Source organism: Flavobacterium sp. CFBP9031, assembly GCF_034044945.1.
Lineage (GTDB): Bacteria > Bacteroidota > Bacteroidia > Flavobacteriales > Flavobacteriaceae > Flavobacterium.
This window is the reverse complement of the sequence record NZ_JAXCWF010000002.1, coordinates 53,088-76,591: the sequence shown is the minus strand read 5'-3', so window position 1 is coordinate 76,591 and position 23,504 is coordinate 53,088. Positions and strand designations below refer to the sequence as shown.

The 23,504-nt window shown below is 33.7% G+C and carries 21 protein-coding genes; 11 read left to right on the top strand and 10 right to left on the bottom strand.

What is annotated here, in order from left to right; translation table 11 throughout:
- Positions 1-5 precede the first annotated feature (5 nt).
- Positions 6-524, top strand: coding sequence for a DUF421 domain-containing protein (locus tag SOM12_RS03895; protein ID WP_320492455.1), 519 nt, complete (start codon positions 6-8; stop codon positions 522-524).
- Positions 525-537: 13 nt separating this feature from the next.
- Here the strand turns inward: SOM12_RS03895 and SOM12_RS03890 are convergent, their stop codons facing one another.
- The 4 genes from SOM12_RS03890 to hutH all read right to left on the bottom strand — a co-directional run bounded on the left by SOM12_RS03890 (position 538) and on the right by hutH (position 4,887).
- A complete protein-coding gene (locus SOM12_RS03890) occupies positions 538-945 on the bottom strand; it encodes a hypothetical protein (RefSeq protein WP_320492454.1) in 408 nt (135 codons plus the stop codon).
- Positions 946-1,307: 362 nt separating this feature from the next.
- Positions 1,308-2,648 (bottom strand): inorganic phosphate transporter, encoded by a 1,341-nt coding sequence (locus tag SOM12_RS03885; RefSeq protein WP_320492453.1) that lies wholly within the window; start codon positions 2,646-2,648, stop codon positions 1,308-1,310.
- Between the two features lie 30 nt (positions 2,649-2,678).
- On the bottom strand, positions 2,679-3,323 hold the full coding sequence (locus tag SOM12_RS03880; RefSeq protein WP_008462731.1) for a DUF47 domain-containing protein: 645 nt from the start codon (positions 3,321-3,323) through the stop codon (positions 2,679-2,681).
- A gap of 49 nt (positions 3,324-3,372) precedes the next feature.
- Positions 3,373-4,887 carry a histidine ammonia-lyase gene (hutH, locus tag SOM12_RS03875; RefSeq protein WP_320492451.1) on the bottom strand — a complete coding sequence of 505 codons (1,515 nt, stop codon included), beginning with the start codon at positions 4,885-4,887 and terminating at the stop codon, positions 3,373-3,375.
- A gap of 650 nt (positions 4,888-5,537) precedes the next feature.
- Here hutH and thrA point away from each other — a divergent pair.
- From thrA to SOM12_RS03855, 4 genes are all read left to right on the top strand, one after another.
- The gene (thrA, locus tag SOM12_RS03870) at positions 5,538-7,985 is read left to right on the top strand and encodes a bifunctional aspartate kinase/homoserine dehydrogenase I (RefSeq protein ID WP_095930869.1); all 2,448 of its coding nucleotides are present in this window, start codon (positions 5,538-5,540) and stop codon (positions 7,983-7,985) included.
- Between the two features lie 150 nt (positions 7,986-8,135).
- Positions 8,136-9,056 (top strand): homoserine kinase, encoded by a 921-nt coding sequence (locus SOM12_RS03865; protein ID WP_198857192.1) that lies wholly within the window; start codon positions 8,136-8,138, stop codon positions 9,054-9,056.
- Between the two features lie 476 nt (positions 9,057-9,532).
- A complete protein-coding gene (gene thrC / locus SOM12_RS03860) occupies positions 9,533-10,822 on the top strand; it encodes a threonine synthase (protein ID WP_320492450.1) in 1,290 nt (429 codons plus the stop codon).
- Between the two features lie 208 nt (positions 10,823-11,030).
- Positions 11,031-13,793: a hypothetical protein gene (locus SOM12_RS03855; RefSeq protein ID WP_320492449.1), complete on the top strand. Its 2,763-nt coding sequence runs from the start codon at positions 11,031-11,033 to the stop codon at positions 13,791-13,793.
- Between the two features lie 229 nt (positions 13,794-14,022).
- On the opposite strand, the gene SOM12_RS03850 is transcribed toward SOM12_RS03855, so the two are convergent.
- Positions 14,023-14,406 carry a helix-turn-helix transcriptional regulator gene (locus SOM12_RS03850; protein ID WP_320492448.1) on the bottom strand — a complete coding sequence of 128 codons (384 nt, stop codon included), beginning with the start codon at positions 14,404-14,406 and terminating at the stop codon, positions 14,023-14,025.
- A gap of 163 nt (positions 14,407-14,569) precedes the next feature.
- Here SOM12_RS03850 and SOM12_RS03845 point away from each other — a divergent pair, with 163 nt between their 5' ends.
- The 3 genes from SOM12_RS03845 (at position 14,570) to SOM12_RS03835 (ending at position 15,960) form a co-directional block, all read left to right on the top strand.
- The gene (locus SOM12_RS03845) at positions 14,570-14,875 is read left to right on the top strand and encodes a hypothetical protein (RefSeq protein WP_129748557.1); all 306 of its coding nucleotides are present in this window, start codon (positions 14,570-14,572) and stop codon (positions 14,873-14,875) included.
- 343 nt (positions 14,876-15,218) lie between these two features.
- On the top strand, positions 15,219-15,743 hold the full coding sequence (locus tag SOM12_RS03840; RefSeq protein WP_320492447.1) for a hypothetical protein: 525 nt from the start codon (positions 15,219-15,221) through the stop codon (positions 15,741-15,743).
- The gene (locus tag SOM12_RS03835; protein ID WP_320492446.1) at positions 15,727-15,960 is read left to right on the top strand and encodes a hypothetical protein; all 234 of its coding nucleotides are present in this window, start codon (positions 15,727-15,729) and stop codon (positions 15,958-15,960) included. Before SOM12_RS03840 ends, SOM12_RS03835 begins: the two co-directional genes overlap by 17 nt.
- Here the strand turns inward: SOM12_RS03835 and SOM12_RS03830 are convergent.
- Complete coding sequence (locus SOM12_RS03830; RefSeq protein ID WP_320492445.1) at positions 15,957-16,730, bottom strand: hypothetical protein; 774 nt, start codon at positions 16,728-16,730, stop codon at positions 15,957-15,959. The genes SOM12_RS03835 and SOM12_RS03830 overlap by 4 nt on opposite strands.
- Positions 16,731-17,259: 529 nt before the next feature.
- Between SOM12_RS03830 and SOM12_RS03825 the strand changes: the two genes are divergently transcribed.
- Positions 17,260-17,766 (top strand): GNAT family N-acetyltransferase, encoded by a 507-nt coding sequence (locus tag SOM12_RS03825; RefSeq protein WP_320492444.1) that lies wholly within the window; start codon positions 17,260-17,262, stop codon positions 17,764-17,766.
- A 245-nt stretch (positions 17,767-18,011) separates the two neighbouring features.
- Positions 18,012-18,560, top strand: coding sequence for a HutD family protein (locus tag SOM12_RS03820; protein WP_320492443.1), 549 nt, complete (start codon positions 18,012-18,014; stop codon positions 18,558-18,560).
- Positions 18,561-18,836: 276 nt separating this feature from the next.
- On the opposite strand, the gene SOM12_RS03815 is transcribed toward SOM12_RS03820, so the two are convergent.
- Positions 18,837-19,409: a Crp/Fnr family transcriptional regulator gene (locus SOM12_RS03815; protein ID WP_229352141.1), complete on the bottom strand. Its 573-nt coding sequence runs from the start codon at positions 19,407-19,409 to the stop codon at positions 18,837-18,839.
- Positions 19,410-19,647: 238 nt separating this feature from the next.
- Between SOM12_RS03815 and SOM12_RS03810 the strand changes: the two genes are divergently transcribed.
- Positions 19,648-20,763, top strand: coding sequence for a pectate lyase family protein (locus tag SOM12_RS03810; RefSeq protein WP_320492442.1), 1,116 nt, complete (start codon positions 19,648-19,650; stop codon positions 20,761-20,763).
- 390 nt (positions 20,764-21,153) lie between these two features.
- Here the strand turns inward: SOM12_RS03810 and SOM12_RS03805 are convergent, their stop codons facing one another.
- The 3 genes from SOM12_RS03805 to SOM12_RS03795 form a co-directional block, all read right to left on the bottom strand.
- Entirely contained in the window at positions 21,154-21,537 is a 384-nt protein-coding gene (locus tag SOM12_RS03805; protein WP_248726265.1) for a DUF3037 domain-containing protein, read from the bottom strand.
- Positions 21,527-22,306, bottom strand: a complete 780-nt coding sequence (locus SOM12_RS03800; RefSeq protein WP_091491137.1) for a HipA family kinase — start codon at positions 22,304-22,306, stop codon at positions 21,527-21,529. The genes SOM12_RS03805 and SOM12_RS03800 overlap by 11 nt, the downstream gene beginning before the upstream one ends.
- A gap of 293 nt (positions 22,307-22,599) precedes the next feature.
- Positions 22,600-23,448 (bottom strand): NAD(P)H-hydrate dehydratase, encoded by an 849-nt coding sequence (locus SOM12_RS03795; protein WP_320492716.1) that lies wholly within the window; start codon positions 23,446-23,448, stop codon positions 22,600-22,602.
- Positions 23,449-23,504 lie beyond the last annotated feature (56 nt).

The window sequence follows — 23,504 nt, the reverse complement described above, 5'->3', positions numbered from 1 at the left end:
AAAACATGACTTTTCCTTATTTAGATATAATTATTCGGAGTGTTGCCGTTTATTTCTTCATGACAATTGCTTTACGCGTATTCGGCAAAAAAGAACTTTCACAATTAAATACTGCCGACATTATTTTGATTTTATTAATAAGCAACTCTGTTCAGAATGCAATGGTTGGTCCTGACACCAGTCTTATTGGAGGTCTAGTCGCAGCTTTAGTTTTGTTTACCATAAACTTTGCTATCAAAAAACTGACAAAGAGATTCAAAACCCTCGGCGACTTATTGCTCGACAAACCAGAAATATTAATTCACGACGGTGTGTTAGATTTTAAAACTTTGAGCCGATTAGATGTTTCGCACGAAGAATTAAAAGAAGCTGCGCGTGAACATGGTTTAGAACATTTAACTGATATTAAACTCGCCATGCTTGAAATTGACGGCACCATAAGCATCATTTCTAAAGATCAAAAACACCTTAAACAGACACATTACAAACGCAAGCATAACCATAAAAACCTTCAAAAATTTTAATCGCAAAAAAAAATTATCTTTTATTTTTAAATGAACTTTTTGACTTTCCATAAAAAGATAGAAGTAAATCTTCATTTGCAAACTTTCCATCAAGATCATACTGTAAAGGAGTTTTTACCAGTAATGTACTAAAATTCCCTTCCACATCAATATAAATCTTTTTCATGTTGTAACTTTCAGAAGTTAAAAAACAGTCATTAATTACAAATAGCAATTTCTTCCGTGAAGACTTTTCAATTCCTATCATATCAGTAACTTTAACTATTACCAAGATCGTATCATTTCTTTCTACTGAATAATATTTTAACTTACCTGTATCTATCCCTTTTAAAGACCTGCTGATTGATTCTTTAATAAAATATGAAATTAAATCTGACTCTTCATTTGGACTACTCGTTACCTTCTTTTGATCTACTTGCAAACGAATTCTTCTTATATCATGTTCTTGGCAAGAAAACAATGAAAAAACAATAATTAAGCAATAGAATCTCGAACTTATAATATTTTTTATACTGAACATTCCTTTTGAAATTTGCTGTTGCTCAGAGCTGTTTCAATAACTTTTTCTAATGAAACATACCATGAATAATTGCGCAAATATCAATCTATAGAATACTAACAATTGCTAGTAAAAATTAAAAAAATGTTATTTGAAGACATTTTTTTATTAATCTGACCCAACAAAAAAGCCGATCTCAAATTGAAATCGGCTTTTTAAATATTTAGATAAAATGCAATTTACATCTCACATTTTACAATCATCATTTTACAATCATCATTTTATTACATAAATACACTTAGAATAAAATAAACCAAACCTGCCAAAATAGCCGAAATTGGAATAGTTAAGATCCAAGCCCAGATTAAACTTACCGTAACTCCCCATCTTACAGCAGAAACACGTTTAGTTAATCCAACACCAATGATAGATCCCGTAATGGTGTGCGTTGTACTTACTGGAATTTTTAAGTGTTCTGTAAAGTAAAGTGTCAAAGCACCTGCAGTTTCAGCAGCAACACCTTCAAACGAACTTACTTTAGTGATCTTAGAACCCATTGTTTTAACGATTTTCCATCCACCGCTCAAAGTTCCTGCAGCAATAGCAGAATAACACGCAAGAGGAATCCAACTTGGCATTACACCTTTAATACCTGCGTCATCGTTTGGAAGCACAACATCTAACCAAGCATCCATATGAACTCCTGGATTTGTATTAATATAAACCGCTACAGCAGCAGCGATAATACCCATTACTTTTTGAGAATCGTTTCCTCCGTGACCTAAACTAAATGCCGCAGAAGATAATAACTGCATTTTCTTTAAAGCAGCATCTGCCTGATGAAGATTCAAACTGCTGAATATTAAACAAAATGCGCTTACTGTTAAGATAATGAAGGCTACTAAGAACCATTTAATATTATGAGAATCGAATACAACGCTCCAGAAATGAGATTCGAAACGAGGTTTTCCGTGCTCTAGAATCTCTTCATAAGAAACCATTTGAACGTAAACAAACCAAATAGTTGCAAGCATTAAAGCAACAGTAAAGATTTTTGGTCCGATACTTTTACGTGAAGCATTTAATAACCAAATAGAAATTAAGTAAGATGCAATAACTCCTAAAAGCGGCGCTAATACAATAAAAGCAATAATAATGAGGACTCCCGAGGGCATTCCGCCATCTTTACCAGCCTTATACCAGCTTACAATTTCGTACCAGTAGTGAGTTGCTCCGTCTTCTCCAACATAACCAGAGAAACCATGAACGGCAATAGCGTGCGCTACAGCTGCTCCTGCGAAACCTCCAATTAAGGTATGCGAAGAACTTGAAGGGATTCCTAACCACCAAGTCAATAAATTCCAACAGATTGCTGCAATTACTCCGGCTAGGATAACAACAAGGTTAATTTCCATTGTGTGCGCTGTTTTGGCAACAGTATCCGCAACACCAAATCCAAAAACCCAATAAGCCAGAAAGTTAAAAAATGCTGCCCAGACAACCGCCTGAAAAGGTGTCAAAACCTTTGTTGCAACAACAGTCGCTATAGCATTTGCCGCATCATGAAAACCATTGATGTAATCAAAAATTAAGGCTAATACTATAATTAATATAAGTAGCGTCATAAAATTATAACTTCAGATTGAAAAATTGAATTAAGAATGTTTTACAGAAATAGATTCTAGTATGTTCGCAACACTCTTACATTTGTCTGTTGCTGATTCTAAAACAGATAACACCTCTTTATATTTAATGATATTTTTAGCGTCTGTTTCGTTTTCAAAAATTTCAAAAACTGCTTTGTTATATACGTTATCAGACTTGTTTTCTAGTTTGTTGATTCTAGCACAAGCGTCTTTAATAACTTTAAAATTTTGTAAGTTTCTCAACTCTTTTACCGCACTGTCAATGTTTTGACAAGCTTCAAGGTTGATTTCTGTCATCTTTCTGATAGATTTTGTAATCTTATCAACTTGATACAATCTCATACGGCTAGATGCACCATGAAGGTAATCGGCAACGTTGTCAATTGAAGTAATTAACGTGTGAATGTCTTCTCTATCAAATGGAGTAATAAAGTTTCTGCTTAACTCAAGGTTAGTCTGACGAGTAATGTCTTCTCCTTTTTGTTCTAATTCGTCAATCTTTTGAAAAAGAATTTCTCTTTCTTTTAATGGTAAATTTACAGCTTCGTGTAAGTTAGAAGCTAATTCAATTAAATTGCTAGAAGCCTCTTCAAAAAGTGGAAAGAATTTTTTGTCTTTCGGCACTAAAAATTGGAAAATACTGTTTATTGACATTGTTTTATTTTTGATAGTGCAAAATTACCTTCAATAACACGTTTCAGTGTTAAGCCATTGTTAACAAATCGTTTTCAATTTGAAAACTCTCAAGGAATAACACTGTGTTTTCTATGTCATTATGTAAGATCCTGTCTTCTTTTACCAAAGGCACAACTTCTCTATAACTATTTAAGAACATTTCGATAAAATCACTTGATTTTAGAGGCTCTCTATAAGCAATAGCCTGTGAAGCATTTAATAATTCAATTGCCAAAATGCGCTCTAAATTATCTAAAATACGTAAGGCTTTTGTTGCTCCATTTGCTCCCATGCTCACATGATCTTCCTGACCGTTGCTTGAAACAATGCTGTCGATACTCGCTGGAGTTGCCAATTGTTTGTTCTGACTGGCAATACTAGCAGCCGTATATTGCGGAATCATGAAACCTGAATTTAATCCTGGATTATCAACCAAAAATGCTGGAAGATTACGCAATCCTGAAATTAACTGATAGGTTCTTCTTTCTGAAATACTTCCTAATTCGGCCAAAGCAATTGCCATAAAATCTAAAGCTAAAGCTAAAGGCTGTCCGTGGAAATTTCCGCCAGAAATAATCTGATCGGCTTCTATAAATATATTTGGATTATCGGTAACTGAGTTGATTTCTGTTTTGAATACTTTGCGAACATAATCGATCGCATCTTTTGAAGCTCCGTGAACCTGTGGCATACAACGGAAAGAATACGGATCTTGAACGTGTTTCTTCTCTTGAGTAATGATTTCGCTTCCGTCCAAAAATTCTGTAATTCTTTGTGCCGTTACGATTTGTCCTTTGTGCGGACGTATATAATGTATCAATTCGTTGAATGGTTCAATTCTTCCATCAAAACCTTCCAAAGAAATGGTTCCGATTAAATCTGCCAAATACGAATATTTATACGCTTTAATTAAAATATGAGCTCCGTAAGCACTCATAAACTGCGTTCCGTTCAGTAAAGCCAAACCTTCTTTGGATTGAAGTACAATCGGTTCCCAGTTGAAATGCTTTAAAACCTCAGCAGAAGCCACTTTTTTTCCTTCAAACAATACAATTCCTTCTCCAATTAAAGGCAAAGACAAATGTGCCAGCGGCGCTAAATCTCCTGAAGCCCCAAGTGAACCTTGCGTATAAATAATAGGCAGAATATCATTATTGTAAAAGTCAACCAGACGTTGCAATGTGATTAACTGAATTCCAGAATGTCCGTAGCTTAAAGATTGGATTTTAAGCAAAAGCATCATTTTCACGATTTCCGTAGGAACTTCCTCTCCTGTTCCGCAGGCGTGCGACTTTACTAAATTCTCTTGAAGCTTAGATAAGTTTTCATTTGAGATTTTTACACTATATAAAGATCCAAAACCTGTATTGATTCCGTAAATTGGCGCCGTATGCGATGCCATTTTTTTATCTAAATAATCACGGCATTTCTGAACATTTACTTTAGCTTCTTCAGATAATTCAAGTATTTTATTTTGGCTTAAAATTTCTTGTAACGTTTCTAAAGTGATGGTTTCTGAACTTATATAATGGATCTCTCTCATGATGATTTTAAATTTTAAACGCCAAAATTCAACAAATCAATATTAAAAAGCAACATTTTATCACAATAATTAAAATTTCTATAAGAACTCTTAACATACATTTAATTGCTTTTCAAATCAAAATATCCAGCTATATCCCGTTTTTAAGTTCTTTTTGGGCTAAACATCAATCTCTTGCGCGGGTTAAATCTTAAAAAAACGCTGTCCTAAATATATTAAAACATCAATTTAACATCTGCAATTTTAACAAATACTCAATATTGATTTATAGAGATTTGAATTATTAAAATATTCGTAAAAAAGCCTTTTAAGTTTTTAACTCTTATAAAAAGCTGTACTTTTGAAAAATCAAAAATGAAAAGTAACAGCATAAAATATCAATCTACAATTATTACAGCTCAAACGAGAGTTGCAATTGCTGCTACCATTATTTCTACTACAACAACTACTACCCCTTAGGGGTATACATTTTTACATATCATCCTAGGTTACCTATACTTTTTTCTTGAAAGAAGAGAGTTATTGGATACATAAAAAACATTTACAAAGAAAAAAAAATAGTTGCAGTTTTCAGTTTCAGTTCGCAGTTGATAACCTTTGAACATTTGTTACTCAAAATCTTTGCACCTTATTAAAAAATATCAAACAAAATGAAAGTATTAAAATTTGGCGGAACTTCGGTTGCCAATGCTCAAAATATAAAACTCGTTCTCGAAATTGTTAACCAAAAAACAAAACAAGACCAATTAGTCGTTGTAGTTTCTGCCCTGAGCAAAGTGACTGATTTACTGCAATTGGCAGCGGCAAAAGCAGCTGCAAACGACGAAAGCTTTAGAGAAGTGGTTGCCGAAATCGAGAAAAAACACCTTGATACATTAAAAGAACTTATTCCGGTAAGCGAGCAAAGCAGTTTGTTGAGTCATGTAAAAAGAATCATTAACCATTTAGAGACTTTACTAGACGGATGTTTCTTATTAGGTGAATTATCTCCAAGAACTGCCGATACCATTTTGAGTTTTGGAGAATTGCTTTCTTCCTTTATCATTGCTCAGGCATTTCAGCAAACTGAAAAAGATGCGGTTTACAAAGACAGCCGTGAATTGATTAAAACGGATAGTAACTTCGGAAAAGCTGTGGTAAACTTTGAAGTTTCGAATCAGTTAATTCAGGAATATTTCGCTTCGAATAAATCAAAAATAAATATTCTTCCAGGATTTATTGCGCAAACTTTAGACGGAATCACTTCGACTTTAGGGCGCGGCGGATCTGATTATACTGCGGCCATTATCGCGGGAGCAATCGATGCTGAACAACTGGAAATCTGGACTGATGTAAACGGAATGTTTACTGCAAATCCAAAAATTGTAAAACAAGCACAGCCAATTGCAAACATTTCGTATCAGGAAGCGATGGAATTGTCGCATTTTGGTGCAAAAGTGTTGTATCCGCCAACCATTCAGCCTGTTTTAAGAAAAAATATTCCAATTTTAATCAAAAATACTTTTGAGCCAGAAGCTGAGGGAACTTTAATTTCTAGTCATGTTCAATCTAAAGATACTGTCGTTAAAGGAATCAGCCATATCGATCATATTTCGCTTCTTACACTTGAAGGTCCAGGAATGATTGGAGTTGCAGGTTCTTCTAGACGTTTGTTTGAAGTATTGTCTCAAGAAAAAATCAACGTAATTTTTATTACTCAGGCTTCTTCTGAGCATTCAATTTGTATCGGAATCTTGAATTCGGATGCTGATAATGCTGAAATTGCGATTAACAGAGCTTTTGAAATCGAAATTTCGCAGAACAAAATCGATCCTTGTTATGTAGAAAAAGATCTTTGCATTATTGCTTTGGTGGGTGAAAACATGAAAAACCACCAAGGTTTAAGCGGAAGAATGTTCTCGACTTTAGGAAAAAACAACGTAAACATTCGTGCCATTGCGCAAGGTGCTTCTGAGAGAAATATTTCGACTGTAATTAACGAAAGAGATGTTAAAAAAGCATTGAATACTTTACACGAAAACTTCTTTGAAGAAAACACAAAACAGCTGAACCTATTTGTAATGGGAGTTGGAAATGTGGGAGAAAAATTCATCGAACAGATCCACAATCAAAGAAAGTTCTTAAAAGATAATTTAAAGATTAATGTTCGCGTAATTGCTTTATCAAACTCAAGAAAAATGGTATTTGATGAAGACGGAATTTCATTAAAAAATTGGGATGCCGCTTTAAGCGAAGGTGAACCAGCGAGTATTGAAGAATTCATTAAAAAAGCCAAAGAATTGAATTTACGTAACAGTATTTTTGTAGATATTACTGCAAATGCAACGGTTTCTGAAGCTTACGAAAAGTTCTTAAAAGAAAGTATTGCAGTTGTAACTTGCAATAAAATTGCTTGTTCTTCTGCTTACGACAATTATAAAAAATTAAAAAGCTTATCTCGCCAATACAATGCTCCTTTCTTGTTTGAAACGAATGTTGGTGCGGGATTGCCAATTATTGATACAGTAAAAAATCTAATTGCATCTGGAGATAAAGTGCATAAAATTCAAGCGGTTTTATCTGGAAGTTTGAACTTTATTTTCAACAATTTTGACGAAAATAATTCTTTCCACGATGTGGTAAAAGAAGCGGGAGTTCAAGGTTTCACAGAACCAGATCCAAAAATTGACTTAAGCGGAATCGACGTAGCTCGTAAAATCCTGATTCTTATTCGCGAAAGCGGTTACGAAATGGATATTGACGCCATTGCAAACGAATCGTTCCTGCCAGCAGAGTGTTTAGCAACAACAAACAACGAAGACTTTTTCGCATCGTTAATCAAACACGCTGCTCATTTTGAAGGTATTTATAAAGAAGCTTTAGCCAAAGATTCAAGATTGAAATACGTTGCGCAATTCGAAAACGGAAAAGCAAGCGTAGGTCTGCAATTCATTCCAAAAGATCATCCTTTCTACAACCTAGAAGGAAAAGATAATATCGTATTGTTCTACACAGATCGTTACGTAGATCAGCCTTTATTGATCAAAGGAGCCGGTGCAGGAGCAGCAGTAACAGCTTCGGGAATTTTTGCAGATGTAATTAGAATAGGGAATATTTAAAGGTGCTAAGGTTCTAAGATGCTAAGGTTCTGAGTTTTTTTCAAAACTAATCTTAGCCTCTTAGAATCTCGAAACCTTAGAAACTAAAAAATAAAAAGTTGCTATAGAAACCTTAGAATCTTAGCATCTTAGAACCTCAGAACCTTAGAAATGGAAATTAAACTTTTTTGCCCAGCAACTATTGCCAACCTCTCATGCGGATTTGACGTACTCGGACTTTGCTTAGACAATGCGGGCGATGAAATGATTGTTCGAAAAGTCGATCAAAAAGGAGTTCGAATCACTAAAATTGTAGGTGCCGATTTGCCTTTGGAAACCGAGAAAAACGTTTCTGGAGTTGCGGCTTTGGCAATGTTAGAAACTTTAGATGAATTAGATTTTGGATTTGAAATCGAAATTTATAAAAATATAAAAGCCGGAAGCGGAATCGGAAGCAGTGCTGCAAGTTCTGCCGGAGCGGTTTTCGGAATTAATGAATTATTAGGAAGACCATATTCTCGTAAAGATTTAGTTCAGTTTGCGATGCAAGGCGAGAAACTGGCCAGCGGAAACGCGCATGCCGACAACGTTGCTCCTGCCCTTTTAGGCGGATTTACTTTAGTAAGAAGTTATGCACCACTTGATATTATCAGAATTGATAGTCCAGAGGAATTGTACGCAACAGTGGTTCATCCGCAAATTGAATTGAAAACATCTGACGCTCGTTCGGTTTTAAAACAAAATGTTTCCCTAAAAAGCGCCATTATGCAATGGGGAAATGTGGGCGGATTAGTTGCAGGTCTTTACACTAAAGATTACGAATTAATCGGGCGTTCGCTTCATGACGAAATTGTTGAGCCTTTAAGAAGTGTTTTAATTCCAGGTTTTGATCAAATTAAACAAACGGCTTACGAAAACGGCGCTTTAGGTTCTGGAATTTCAGGTTCTGGCCCGTCAATTTTCGCTTTAAGCAGAGGAAAAGAAACCGCCGACCAAATCGCAAAAGCCATGAGCGACGTTTACGAAAAAATGAATTTACCGTATGAGATTCATGTTTCGAAGATAAATCCTGATGGTGTAAGAATTTTGTAGAAGAGTATTAAGTACAAAGAATTAAGTATTAAGACAAAGTTTGTCAGGCTGAGCCCTTCGTTCCTCAGGATAAACTCCGTCGAAGCCCACGCAAAGTATAGACACAATACATAACCTTGCAGTTTGTCATAACCGCACAGTTTGTCATCCTGAGGAACGAAGGATCACACGAGAAGCTCGACAAAGATTGGATTAACGTTGCGGAGTTACTTACGAAGATTTGCTTCGCCTGTTCGCTAACGCTCGGGTCTCCTAACGTCGAAATGACAAAAATGCTTAAAAATAACTATTGAAATAAAAAAACAATTTAAATAACCACAAAGCTTTGCGAACTCTGCGTTTTCAAAAGAAACCAATTCCTTGCGCTCTTTGCGGTTAAAAACACAAACCATTGGATTTTGGAATTTTAGCATTGGTATTTACTCTCCAAAAAATCTAAAATCTAAAATCTAAAATCTAAAATCTAAAATTTAGAAATGAAATACTACAGTTTAAACCATAATGCCCCAAAAGTTTCTTTTCAAGAAGCTGTTATACAAGGATTAGCAACTGACAAAGGATTATATTTCCCAAAAAGCATAACACCGCTTGATCCTTCATTTTTTGATAAAATCGAAAGTTTAAGCCACGAAGAAATTGCTTTTGAAGCGATAAAACAATTTGTTGGTGACGAAATACCTGCAGAAAAACTAAAAGAAATCATTGCCGAAACTTTAGTTTTTGATTTTCCGGTTGTGAAAGTCGAAGACGGAATCTATTCGCTAGAATTATTTCACGGACCAACAATGGCATTTAAAGACGTTGGAGCACGATTTATGTCACGCTGTCTGGGCTATTTCAATAAAGATAAAAAAGACGCTAAAAACACGGTTTTAGTAGCCACTTCTGGAGACACAGGTGGAGCTGTTGCCAGCGGATTTCTAGGCGTTGACGGCGTTGATGTTGTTATTTTATATCCGTCAGGAAAAGTGAGCGATATTCAGGAAAAACAATTGACTACTTTAGGGCAAAACATTAAAGCGCTTGAAGTAGACGGTGTTTTTGACGATTGTCAGGATATGGTGAAAAAAGCGTTTTTAGATGAAACTTTAGCGCACAAAAACCTGACTTCGGCAAATTCTATTAATATTGCGCGCTGGTTACCGCAAATGTTTTATTTCTTCTTTGCTTACAAAGCGTTGAAAAGCCAAAACAAACCTTTAGTTTTCTCTTGCCCAAGCGGAAACTTCGGGAATATCTGCGCTGGAATTATGGCAAAGAAATTAGGTTTGCCAATTGAACATTTCGTTGCTTCTACAAACGTAAACGACACCGTGCCAAGATTCTTAGAAAACGGAAAATACGACCCGAAACCTTCTAAAGCCACAATCTCTAACGCCATGGACGTTGGAAACCCAAGTAACTTTATTAGAATTCAGGAATTATACAATAACGACTTAAAAGCTTTCGAAAAAGACTTTTCTTCTTATAGTTATACTGACGAAGAAACGCTTGAAGCGCTAAAGAAAATCTACAATACAGACGGTTACATTGCAGAACCGCACGGTGCTGTTGGTTATTTAGGTTTGAAAAAAGAACTAGAAAAACACCCGAACGCTATTGGTATTTTCTTAGAAACAGCACATCCTATTAAATTCTTAGATGTAGTTGAACCTGCTTTGGGAATTACGCTTCCAATTCCAACACAAATTGAAAGTGTTATGAATGAGGATAAAGTTAGTGTGAAGATTAAGACTTATGAGGAATTGAAGGCGTTTTTGGGGTAAATATTTGTTTTCTTTATAAATTTTATATGCCACTAATTACACAGATTTATTTTGATGTAATTAGTGGTCTTTTTATTTATAAATGGAATTAGTTTTTTGTAAGTAAAATTATTATGTTTGATAAAAATAAAAAGAATTACATGAAAATTTACTCAATTTTTTAAATTATTTACTCATTATTAATCAAAATTTTTAACTAAAAAGATAGATGGATTATACTCAAAAATTAAGAATAAAAACTGCTATGATCGTATATGAACTTGAGCTATCTTTAGGTAATTACATCATGGATAATGAGCAAATAAATACAATTCCTGAAACTTCTTTTGATTCTATTGTTGAAAGAGAAAAAAGTAGAGGAAATGAAATTAGCAAAGGAGATTTTAATTTAATAATTGAAGCAAGTTATCTTGATGAAATTTTCAATTTTGCAATAAATATAACTGAAGGAACCAGTTTAAATTTACATATGATTGAATTAAAGCAACTTTGCTCTATTTTAGGAATATTTAATATACGAAACGCGGTAAGTCATCCTAACAGACCCTTCCCTGATTCATATTGGTTTAGAGCAGCCACAATTGCTAGTGATCCTCTAATTGAGAAACTAAATTTAACTTCTGTTCGAAATGCTTTAAATTCTGCGATTGAGGAAAACTTAAATATACCTCCTGATGAGTGGTTAGATAATGTTAATTGGGCCATCCCAAATACCCTTCCTTCTTCCTTCGATCATGAAATTACAGGTTTATTAGGAAGAGATAAAGAATTTAAAGATTTAGAAAGTGTGTTATCTAAGCAGAGAAACAATCTAATTGCTATTGTGGCACCAGGTGGGATTGGTAAAACTGCTTTAGTTTTACAATATTTAAAAGATTTAAGTCTTAGTCCTGCATGGTCTTCAAAATTAAGTTCTATCATATTTTGCACGCTTAAAAATGAAAAATTAACAGTAAATGGTATAGAAGCTATTGATGCATTAAATGGTATTGAACAGATAAAAGAATCAATCTTAAAGGATTTAAAAAAAATTTATTCAAAATTTCAACTTAATTCATTTGAAGATGCTCAAGAAAAATTAGAAGATGAAAAAATCTTAATTTGTATTGATAACTTAGAAACCTTGTTAATTGATTCTCAAAAAGAATTTATAGAATTTAACCAATCACTACCTTTAAAATGGAGAGTTTTAGTAACAAGCAGAATATCAATCGATTCCGCAACAACTGTTCCTATTGAGCCTTTGGTTAAAAGACATGCAGTTAATTTAAGTAGAAATTATCTTAAAAAAAGAGGAGTTGTCGATTTCAAACTTGAAGATTTAGAAAAGATCGCAGATACTGCTAATAATAATCCTTTAGCGATTCGTTTAACAATTGATTTGTACTTAAAAGGTGGCGATATCTCGCACTCCATAAACAAATCTCAAAAGGATATTGCATCATTCTCTTACAAAAATCTAATTGAATCATTAAAATCCACTTCAATAACAATTTTGGAAGCTATTTACGCTATAGGAAATCCAAATAAATCAGATTTAATGGATTTCATTGGTATAAGTAAAGATGAAATTATTGAATCAATTAATGAATTAGCTAAAACTAGTTTAATTATTCGTAGTACTGATGAATTCGGTAATGATTCATATAAATTAAGCGATTCAATTCGAGATCTACTTTTAACTAATCCTAAAAATATCGAGGTTAGAAATAATATAACCGAAGACATAAAAAGACGAAAAAGTAAAATATTAGAACAATCGACAAGAATTAAACAATTAGGATTATCGGAATTTGATGATGAGTATATTCCTGAAAACATTGATAGTTCAACATATAGCCTCATAGCTGATCTTAACAAATGCATAGGAAAAACAGATGGTCAATTCTCTAATCATCCTGAATTAATAGCAATTAAAGATAGATTCAATGAAATAATTAGATATAAAAACAATGATGCTTTAATTTTATTTCATTTTTCAAGGATATTTAAAGCTCTTAAAGATACTCCTAATGAATTGAACTATCTTTTAAAAGCTGACTATTTCCTTTCAGATTCTCCCCGAATAAAACTAGCAATTGCAATCAGATATTTTCAAAACAATGACTATGAAGATGCAGTACCATATTTTGAATACTTACTTGATCACAATTTTCATAATCCAAATACAGCAAATAAAAAATTTAGTTTTACAGTAATTAAACTTTATTATTTATCACTAATTTATTTGGGCGAATATGACAAAATTATAGATAAGACAAGTAATTGGAAATCTGAAGATTTTTGGTCTGGCATTCTTGGTATTTCTAGAGCGACAGCCCTTAAAAGAAAAATAGAACATAAATATAATTCTTCTGAAAGTATAGAAAATATCATTATTGAAATTCTAAATATTTTTCATCATATTTTTACAAGTGAAACTTATTTTGAAACAGCGTGTGTTGAATCAAATAAAATTATTAAAGAATTAATTTTTATAATTAATCCTTCATATAAATATTCAAACAATATTATAAATATCTATTTAAATTTTGTGTCTATTCATTATTTTAACATCATTTCGAAGCTAAGGAACGAAACGATTAATAGTCCTGAAAATCAAGAATTTATAACTAAACTATATAACTGCGAGATAAAAGACAATCCTATACATAGTGTAAAATGGTTTATTTCAGATAAAACAGAAAATGTTTATGATAAGGAACATATTGAGGAATTAGTTGCCGATGGTTATGAAATTGTAAAAGTTTATCACATTCCTGAAGATAAAGGATATGGGATGTCAACTTTTATGTTTGCTAAAAATGATAATAATAAAGAATTCTATCTTTCTGTAAATAACTTTGAAGAAGGCTGGAACAGATGGGGTTATATCAAGGAAGGAAACTCTTTAGCAATAAAATTTATCGATTTAAATATTCCAGGTAAACCAAATGCTGCTACTGAGATTATAGAAATTGATCAATATTAAAATATATTTTTGAAACAATCTACCCCGCTCTACGAAGTATTACGATCGCTGTGCGAAGTCTCCCGACTTCGTACCCGCTCCTAATATCCGTTTTAATGTATTGTAATTTGCTTTGTGGTTAATTGGAACGGGTACGAAGTCGGGAGACTTCGCACAGCATAAGAAAAAAGCATAAAAAAAGATCTTTATTAAGATCTCTTTTTTACAATTAATATATGTTTAAAAACGTTTATTTCCCATTCAATAATTTCTCCAAATACTCAACTTTATCTTTTTCAGCTTGCACCAAACGTTCGTAAAGTTCAACAACTTTATCTAAAGGATTAAAAGTACAATTGCAATTGTAAACTGCACTTTGATCTTGAAAAGTATTTCCAATAATATTAAAAACCGCTTCTTCCGAAAAGTTCTTAATTGCTTCAACAGAAACACCAAGAGCTTTTGCTATCTCACTTAGTCTTGGTTCTTCAACCGTTTCGCTGTTTTCAATATTCGAAACCATCTGCTGACTTATCCCTAAAGCCAGTGCCAGTGCATCCTGCTTCATATCTTTAAGCTCTCTGATACGGCTTATATTTCTGCCGATATGTTTTGGTTTTGTTGCTGTACTCATAATTCAAAGATATTTAAAATTCTTAAGGAAAAATAGATTTTTGTAAAAAACTAAGTCCATTTGTGATATACAAACGTAAATATTTTTGTAACTCAAAATCTCTGGCTTACTTGCCGCTAATCATACAAAAGTAAGATTTTTACATCAATTAAAACTATAAGCCATGACAGAATCAAGTAAATTATCAATAACCGATTTTTTAGAATTTGCAGCCAGAGTTAACTATTTTACACAATTAAAACCCAGTAAAAAGAACAGAAACTCTTTTAAAACCAAAATGACGATATCGTGTTACAACGAATTAATGCAAACCATTATTTCGCTATTAAGAACAAGTATTAACACGCTTCAACAGGAAGATTCTAAAACTGCCATTGATGTTATGCTTCTTCTTGAAATCGCGATACAGCTTTTGCCTTCTGATGAAATGGAATTGTTGGATGAGTTGTATAAAGTGCTTCATGACTAACACTAGCAGACAATTTTGCAAGATCGATCACGGAACACCGTTATTAATAAAAGTTGCTCCGATAGCGCGGATTATAAGGATTTTTTAATTTAATCAGTGTAAACCCGTTCTACGAAGTATTACAATCGCTGTGCGTAGTCTCCCGACTTCGCACCCGTTCCAATTAGCCACAACGCAAATTACAATATATTGGAACGGAATATAGAAGCGTGTACGAAGTTACGAGACTTCGCACAGCATGAGTTTCGGTAAAAAAAGAAAGCTGTTTTTGTAAGATACTATTTTCATAATTTCTATATTAGCCAGCTCTAGAATAATTACCAATTATTAATCTTATCCTAAAATGGCAGTTTGGCAATACCTTTTAATCGTAGTTCCTAAAGATTCTATTGATAGCAATTACGAATGTATATTTAAAAATAACAAAACAAAATTTCTACCAGAGACTGATGTTTTTTGGAAAAATTTTAATGGTGACATTTCTTCAATCATTTCAGAGCTTGATCAAATTATTCCAAAGGCAAATTGGGGGAATGATACTTATTTGAATTGGAAAGGAAATGGAAATGATGAGGAAGATAATGATGCTTGTATTTGTTTAATCGATGATAAAGCAAAAATTGAAAGTTTTCAATTTCGAATTGATCTTAGAAAATCTTCCAACATTACAGAAGTTTTGCAATCCGTTTTAGATCTCTGCAAAAAAAATCAATTGATTTTAATTGACTTGAAGGGAGAAATTTTCCAACCAAATTTACACGATATTTTCAAAAGTATTAAAGCCTCGAATGCTACAAGATTTTTAAATGATCCAATACAATTTTTTGAAGATTTAAGTAAAAATAATACAGATGAAACCAGAGCATAAACTTATCCTTGAGTTACTTGAATCTTATTTGGAAAAAAATCCAACTCAGAGATTTGGACAGGCATTGTTCAATCTTAATATTAATGAATTTCAGAAAACTACTGATCCTAGAAATCCAAGTTATAATATTAGAGATATTCATGGGGACAATGATTTAGATATTATTGAACGAATCAAAAATCGTTTAGATTTGATTGAATCACAGAAAAATAATTAGTTCTTCTTTGTTCCCAACAAATACAAAATCTTTGCGGGTCCAGATTTTACTTTTCCAACTTCCCAATTAAAACTTTCTTTATTATTTAATTTAGAAATCAATTCGTTCATTTCTTCAACAGAATAGGTTCTTAAAGAAGAAACCACACCATCCCACAAAACCAAAATGGGCACAATTGGAATCAGATACGTAAAAATAATTCTGCCAATTTTAAAAGGTCTAATAAAAGGCGTTGTCAGCAAAACAGAAATCGGCGACAGTATCATCGCTACAATACTCGGAACGCTCCTCTCCTGCCCTTCAAAAATCGCGATGGAACTATTACTATCAATCGCATTTTGCAGAATCTTCTGTGCATCTTTGGGTTTAAAATGATGAAAGGATAAAAATTGCGTTCGGAGTCCTTTTAGGTTTTCAGGAACGTTTCTGGCATCAACAGAGGTTTTTACAAAATCGAAATTATCGGCTTGTTTTTGTGTATGTTCGAATGCGGGAATATTGGGAAAATAATCGGTCAGCAGAATTTTTAAATCGGGATTGTTTTTTCGCAATTCGTTATTCAGCCAAATCAGTCCGCCACCGCCACCTGATGCGAGATCAATAATTTGATTGGTTTGGGTTTCTTTTAAAGCTTTTTCAATTATAGGAACAATGCCTTTATACATGGCTGTTTTATTCGAAAGAAACTGCAAAAAATCGGTCATGTAATTTCTAATAAACTCTGGAAGCCATTGCTGGTCTTCGAACTCAAATAAATGTATTCTGCCCATACTTTATTGATTTTGTGATCTATACAAATTTCAAGAATTTTTATTTAAATATTTCCCTACATTTAATAAATTTTTGAAAGTAAAAAGAATATAATCGTACATAAAAACTTAAATAAAAATGGAAGGATTTTTTGTAATTATATTAATCATGCAAATGTTATCTTACGGAGTAGTTGACTTTTATAAAATAAAATATGGCCGTCTTACCGTCCTATCTATTTTTCTAATGCTTTTTTTATTTGTTTTTCCTCTTCATTTTCAAATTGTAGATGAAACCAAAAATTCATTTTTTTGTTTATACAATGCCTTTGCCTATTTTGAAATCTATTGGAACATTGGTTTGGTATTAGTTTTAACATCTCATTTAACCTATTGTTATTTGATAAATCGCAAACAAAAGAATATTAAACGATAATTGAACCGAAAGACATTTTCTAATGTAATTTTGTTTCTCCAGTTAACGCTGGTGACAATTCATATATTTTCCAATTAAAACTGGAAATCATTTCTATTTATAATACAGATTAACATGATTACAAAAGCAACAATCGAAGACATTCCCGCATTAACCATCTTAATAAACTCCGCTTACAGAGGCGAAACCTCAAAAAAAGGCTGGACAACCGAAGCGCATTTACTAGAAGGAAAAAGAACCGACGAACAAGAAATGACCGAAATCTTTCTTGATCCAAAAAATACGATTCTGAAATTTACAGAGAATGACAAGATTATCGGTTCGGTTTTATTGGTCGAAAAAGTGCATCAATTGTATTTAGGAATGCTGACGGTTTCGCCAGAACTTCAAAACAGCGGCATCGGGAAAAAACTGTTGGCAGAAGCCGAAAATCATGCAAAATCTTTGGGATTATCGAGTATCATTATGACGGTTATTTCGGTTCGCGAAGAGCTTGTAGCGTGGTACAAACGTCATGGTTATGTAGATACTGGAAAACGTGAGGCTTTCCCTGAAAGTGAAATTCATGTTACAGTTTCTGAAGTTCCTTTGGAGTTTATTTATTTGGAGAAAGTGTTGTAGGGTTATACCGCAAAGATTCGCAAAGAATTACGCAGAGATTCGCTATTTTTTTTTAAATCTCGCAATCCCGATAGCTATCGGGAGCAGAGACGCGAAGTTTTTTTTATACGGTTTGTCTTCCTGAGCGAAGTCGAAGGATCGCCAAGCTATTCAGCAAAGTTTTTTTCTTTGTCGAGCTACTTATAATCATTCGACTTCGCTCAGGAGGACAAAAAATGAGGCTAAATTATTAAAATATTCAATAAATGAACATACAGCTTTTCTCTAAAAAAAACACTAAACCCTCTATTTGGAGTGGCGGATTGACATACGAATATATGATCTTTCCAAAAACAGCCATTTATGCCGGTAGAGATTTTGGTTTTAGAATAAGCAGTGCTACAATAGAGGAAGTGTCTTCAGAGTTTACCAAATTTAAAGGCTATTATCGATACCTGGTTATGCTTGATAAAGACTTAAAAGTTGAGGTAAACAAAGAAAAGAAAACATACAAGAAATATGAAATCATGGAATTTAACTCCGATGATAATGTGACTTCTTATACAAAAGGCACTGATTTTAATTGGATGGTTTCTGAAAAAATATCCCATCATAAACTGGAAGTAACTAATAGTAATCAGAATTGTAATGCTGACGTAGTAATTTTATTTTCTTTGCGTTCAACAGTTATTACAATTGATGAGAAACCATATAATCTAGAACCTTATGATTTATTGGTTATTGAAAATGAAGAAAAAGAAAATATAATGCTTCATTTTTCTAATGAATGCTTGTTTGGGATATTGGATTTTTAATTCTTTGTTTTTAAGTCGTTTTGCCGCGAAGACACAAAGGCGGGAAGTTTTTTAATCTCGCAAAGACGCAGAGATTTTCACGCAGATTTAAAAAGATTTAAGCAGATTTAAAATAGATCATTTATTAAATTACATCTGCCTTAATCTGCAAAATCTGCGTGAAACAAAAATCATTTTAATCTCTTTAATCTGTGGCAAATTCCTAGACGCACCGCAGTGCGTCTCTCCAGAAAAACCTTTGTCACTTTGAATCTCTGCAACTTTGAACCTCAAAAACTAAGAAACTGTTCTTTTTATCTTCGAAAGAAACTCGTGCGAAACACCCAAATACGACGAAAGATTCTTATTATTTATAGAACTTACCTTTTGCGGATAACGCTCTTTAAAATCAAGATAACGCTGTTTTGAGGTTTTGTTGAGCACATCTAAAAGCCGCTGCTGAATGGCAACATTGGCTCGTTCGATCATCAGGACATGAAACTTAATAAGTTTCGGAATTACAGCAAACAAATACGCTTTTTGCATTTTATTGATGACCACTATTTCACTGTCTTCAATGGCTTTAATGTTGTACGTTGTGGGCTTTTGGTGGTAGAAACTTTCTAGATCACACATCCATTCATTTTCGAAAGAGAAGAAAATAACCGTTTCTGTTCCGTTTTCGTTTAGAATGTAGGTTTTAAATGATCCTTTTAAAATGAATCCCTCATAACTATTCTGAGAATTTTGAATTTGCAAAAACTGATTCTTTTTCAGCTTTATCAATTCGGCTTTAGAGACAATAATGTCCCATTCTTCATCCGTGAGCGGAATTTTCCTTTCAATGTTTTTTCTTAGTAGGTTGTACATTTTTTTGTGGTTTTTGTTTAAGGAATAAGTTTGTTATCGCTTCATCATTAATTAGGGGCTTAACCAATGTAATCGATTACGTAAAAATACGCTATTTGTGCATTTTTGTAAATTTACAAGTGTTAAAAAAACACATTTCGTAGATTTTTTTGTAAAAGTTTGAACTTGTTCAACTTTTTTCCTACAAATAATACTGAGTTTTGCCCTGTTAAACTTTTTTTAAATAACCAAACTTATTATGAACTTAAAATCAAAACTTTCAATGTTCGCTGCAGCATTGATCTTCGGATTTACAGCATGTAATTCTGAAGAAATCGCTTCAAACACAGAAGCAGGGATTCAAAGCAATGAAACAACCGTTGAAACAGCTGCAACCAACCCAACGGGTAAAATCGGAAACTGCGCTGAGGTTCCAGGATGGGCTTCTCAAAACGGAGGTACAACTGGTGGTGGCTCTGCTGCTGAAACTACAGTTACTACTTATGCTCAATTGAAAGCGGCTATTGAGAACACTTCTGTAAAAGTGATTAAAGTCTCTGGAACGATCACAATTACAACAAGATTGTCTTTTCAAGATCAAACTGGAAAAACAATTTATGGAGCAAGTGGAGCAAAATTGGTTTCGACAAATCAAACCAAAGATGGTTCTGGAATCATCAACATTAAAAGATGTAAAAACATCATCATCAGAAACTTGATTTTTGAAGGTCCAGGCGCTTATGACACTGACGGATGGGATAATGCAATCCTTGACGAATGTACAAACGTTTGGGTAGATCACTGCGAATTTAGAGATGGTGTTGATGGAAACTTCGACATCAAAAACAAATCTGATTATATCTCGGTTACGTATTCTAAATTCCACTACCTAAAACCTCCAAAAGCAGGTGGATCTGGTGGATCAGATGACCATAGATATTCAAATTTAATTGGTTCAAGTGATGGTGCAACTGGTGATCGCGGTAAATTGAGAATTACTTTTGCAAGATGCTGGTGGGCTCCAGGCTGTAAAGAAAGAATGCCAAGAGTTCGTTTTGGAAAAGTGCATATTGTAAACAGTTTATTTAACAGCACCGTAAGCAACAAATGTGTTGCAGCAGGTTTTGAAGCTAATATTCGCGTAGAAAGCAATGTTTTTGAAGGTGTAAAAAATCCAATCGATTTAATGTCTGGTTTTACTGCCGTTACTTCTACTGATAACGTATTTACAAATGTAACAGGAACTCAGGCTGGAAGCGGTACTGCTTTTACTCCGCCTTACTCCATCGTAAAATTGGCTAAAACTGCGGTTAAAGCTGATATTTCTGCAAATGCAGGACCTACTTTAGGTGGGAATGTTTGTGGCTCTTTTTAAATTGAATTAGAATAAAAAGTAAGTTAGTTTTTAGTTAGAACCACGGATTGCATTTATTGCAATTCGTGGTTTTTTATTTATTTGCCACGAAGGCACGAAGACACTAAGTTTTTTTAATCTCGCAAAGTCGCAGAGTCGCTAAGTTTTTTTTTAATCTCGTAATCCTAATAATTGTTTGCAGGGAAGATGAAAAGATTTTTCACGCAGATTTAAAAAGATTGAAGCAGATTTAAAATTAGATATTTATAAATTAAATCTGCCTGAATCTGCAAAATCTGCGTGAAACAAAAATCATTTTAATCCTATTAATCTGTGGCTAAAAATCTTATGTTGCACACTACAACACATCTCTACAGAAAACCTTAGCATCTTAGAACCTCAGTACCTTTTTTAAAGCACCAACTCCTCAAACAAGCGCTGAATGGTTTTCTCCAAATCCTGACTCAAACCCGGATGAGGTCTTGAAGTTTGAATGGCCGAACTTCTAATTGCGGTTAACCATCTAAAACGCTCTGGAATCTCAAACTCAGCAATTGGACCGCCGTCTTTTGCTCCGTTGGCGATTTTTACTAAAGAAGTCAGGTTACATTCTAATTGTTCGATGTCAAAATCAGAAGAAAGGGCTTGTATTTTTTCTTTATTTAAATGAAAAAGAACCTTTATAAATTTGGCTTTTTTGCAAAACAAAATGATTCCGATATTCAGGAATTCTTCGCGTTCTACCCTTGGCACAACACGAATCACAGCATATTCGTATAAGTGATTATCTTGCATTTTGAGCCTGATTTACAAATATTTCTGAATTCTCTAATCTTGTTTTTAAAAACTGCAAATAAACATTTCGCAATCCTTCAGGAGTTTCGTCTGCATCTTCCCATTGCAGCCAGTCTAACGGAATCGTATTTACAATTTCTTCTAAAATTTCTGGCGTAAGAATCGCTTTAAACTCGGCATCAACTTCTTTTAAAAGTGAAGCCTGTGGCAATAAAACGTGATCTTTTATCAGCGCAAACGGACTTTTAGCATGCTGTTCCCAATTGTTCCAAGAATGATGAAAATACAAACATGCACCGTGATCAATCAGCCATAATTCTTTATGCCAAATCAGCATATTGGTATTTTTGAAAGTTCTATCTACGTTTGTAATATAAGCGTCTAGCCAAACAATCTGTGAAGCCAATTTAGCATCGACAGTGGTCACAGCAGGATCAAAAGTTATAGCGCCAGATAAGAAATGAAGCGCTAAGTTTAATCCCTGACTTCCTTGCAGTAAATCCTGAATTTCTTCATCGGCTTCGGTTCTTCCGAAAGCTTCGTCAAGATTAGCGAATACTAATTCTGGCAATTGTAATTTTAAGGCTTTTGCTATTTGTCCGCCAACTAATTCGGCTATAAGGGCTTTTACGCCGTGTCCGGCTCCTCTAAATTTTAATACGTATTTAAAATCGTCATCGGCTTCTGCCAAAGCGGGTAAAGAACCGCCTTCGCGCAGTGGCGTTATATATCGCATGACGTTTACCGTTCTGAGATCGAAGTTTTTCATTTTTTTTAAGATTCAAAGATGCTAAGAAACTGAGTTGCTAAGTTTCTAATCTTTGATATTACAAACTTAATGATTTTTGATTTTAGATTTTTCCTTTCACGCAGATTCAAAAAGATTTGAGCAGATCTTGGCAGATTTACTCTCATTTTTTGTCATCCTGAGGAACGAAGGATCGCACTAGGAGCTCGACAAAGATTGGCGAATACTTTATGTTACTGCGCGGAGTTTCTTGTGTGATCCTTCGTTCCTCAGGATGACAAAACGTACAGCTAATTATCAAATTGACTAATTCTCTAATTTTCTAATTCAAGAAAAGCTTTTCCTAAGTACTTAATAATAGTAGAAGCTGTAAAAGACTCATAACCTGTTTTGGACAAAGCTAAATCGGCTGTTAGTCCGTGGAGGTAGACACCAAATTTTGAGGCGTATTTGGGTTCGTAGCCTTGTGCTAGAAGACTGGTGAGGATTCCGGTTAAAGTGTCGCCGCTTCCCGCTGTTGCTAAAGCTGCGTTTCCTGTTGTGTTTTCGTAAACCGAAGTTCTATTGATAATGTAGGTTGGTGCGCCTTTCATAACTACAATGACTTTATATTTTTCTGAAAAAGCGATTGTTTTTTGAAATTTCTCAGCTTCTGAATTCCATTTTCCAATCAAACGTTCTAATTCTTTTGGGTGGGGTGTCAGAATCGTGTCTTCTGGAACTAATTCTAACCAAGATAAATTTTCTGAAATAATATTCAACGCATCTGCATCGAGAACTAAAGGGGCTTTATTGACTCTTAAAAACTCAAATAAAGCTTTTTGTGTTCCGAGCTCCTTTCCTATTCCTGGGCCAATTCCAACTGCTTGCGGAATTAATGGCAGGTGAATATTGGTTATAAAATTCACATTTTCATCAGTTGCCACCATCACTTCTGGAATGGAAATTTGAAGTATTTGATAACCGCATTTGGGTACAAAAGTTGTTACGAGTCCGCAGCCTGTTTTTAGGCAGGATTTTGAAGCTAAAACCGCTGCTCCTATTTTGCCATAACTTCCGGCAATAATCACCGCATGACCTTGTGTTCCTTTATGTGCTTTGGAATCTATTGGTTTGTATAATTTCAGAATCTCTTCTTTTGTAATTAAATACGATGATTTCATTTGAATACTTTTATATAATAAAATTACATAAAAAATCGAAATCATGATTGTTCTTT